The 1,202-nt window shown below is 58.8% G+C and carries 1 tRNA gene and 2 rRNA genes (1 of these 3 cut by a window edge); all 3 read right to left on the reverse strand.

Features of this window, described 5'->3' with window-relative positions:
* Window positions 1-390: ribosomal RNA gene (locus tag ABDZ81_RS18100) — 23S ribosomal RNA — on the reverse strand (its annotated part extends 955 nt beyond the left edge of the window); the annotation flags it as partial.
* 224 nt (window positions 391-614) lie between these two features.
* Window positions 615-688 (reverse strand) — tRNA-Ser (locus ABDZ81_RS18105).
* Window positions 689-870: 182 nt separating this feature from the next.
* Window positions 871-1,202: ribosomal RNA gene (locus tag ABDZ81_RS18110) — 16S ribosomal RNA — on the reverse strand; the annotation flags it as partial.

Consider the following 1,202-nt stretch of genomic DNA (forward strand, 5'->3'; position numbering starts at 1 on the left):
GCTACTCTGGAGCTGACGCACACGCTACTGTTCTCCGATACGGGGCTGTCACCCTGTATCGCACTTCGTTCCAGAAGATTTCTCGGAGAAGGTCACGTGCTGCAAGTCAGTCCGGAACACCACATTGCCCGTGAGGGCTTCGGTTTGGACTGGATCGCGTTCACGCGCGGTTACTAACGACATCGCGGTTTTGCGTTCTATTCCTGTCGGTACTAAGATGTTTCAATTCCCGACGTTCCCCATTGCGCAAGGCAATTGCGAGGGGATTCCCATTCGGAGATCCCGAGTTCTTCGCCTCCGTGCGGCTCCCTCGGGCTTATCGCAGCTTGGCACGTCCGTCTTCAGCTCTCGAGCCGAGCCATTCACCAGCCGGCGTCGTAGCCACGTCAAATTTGGACCAGGTCGGAGACGACACGGTGTCGTCTTCGATGAATGAGTCCAGTGGACGTCTGGATCGCACGTACACGCGGTCTTCATCTACCGCCCGGTGGTCTGGGGCGGTATCGACCCTTCCCATCCGCGCTCGCACGGGATGGTGCATCAATTTGCTCGGATCCATTCGTCCGAGCCGTTCCCACTTAAGGGCAACGGTCCGTCCGAAGGACCCGAATACAGAGACCCACCTGGGAACCGAACCCAGGGACGCCCTCCGTTCGAGGGAGGCGCTCTACCACTGAGCTATGGGTCTACCCTCCATCACAGGAGGATGTTAGCCTTGGTAGTTCAAAGGTGCCCAACCGAACGACGGTGAGTGTTTCCGATTACGGACCATGACTGGTGCCTACTGTGGAAAGTAGGGCTTAGGGATTCTCGTCCCGTGTGGGACGAGTCCTACGAGTGGGCCAGGCCGTCGGCCTGGTCCCGGACTGTAGGAGGTGATCCAGCCGCAGATTCCCCTACGGCTACCTTGTTACGACTTAATCCCCCTTGCGGAACCCAGATTCGACTCGGGAACCGAGCCTCATCCGGATCCCACTCGGGTGATTTGACGGGCGGTGTGTGCAAGGAGCAGGGACGTATTCACCGCCACCTTCTGAGTGGCGATTACTACCGAATCCAGCTTCATGAGGGCGAGTTTCAGCCCTCAATCCGAACTACGACCGAGTTTCGGAGATTAGCGCCCCCTCTCGGGGTTGCGTCCCACTGTCTCGGCCATTGTAGCCCGCGTGTCGCCCAGCACATTCGGGGCATACTGACCTACC

It is taken from the genome of Natronoarchaeum mannanilyticum (assembly GCF_039522665.1).
GTDB classification, from domain to species: Archaea; Halobacteriota; Halobacteria; order Halobacteriales; family Natronoarchaeaceae; genus Natronoarchaeum; species Natronoarchaeum mannanilyticum.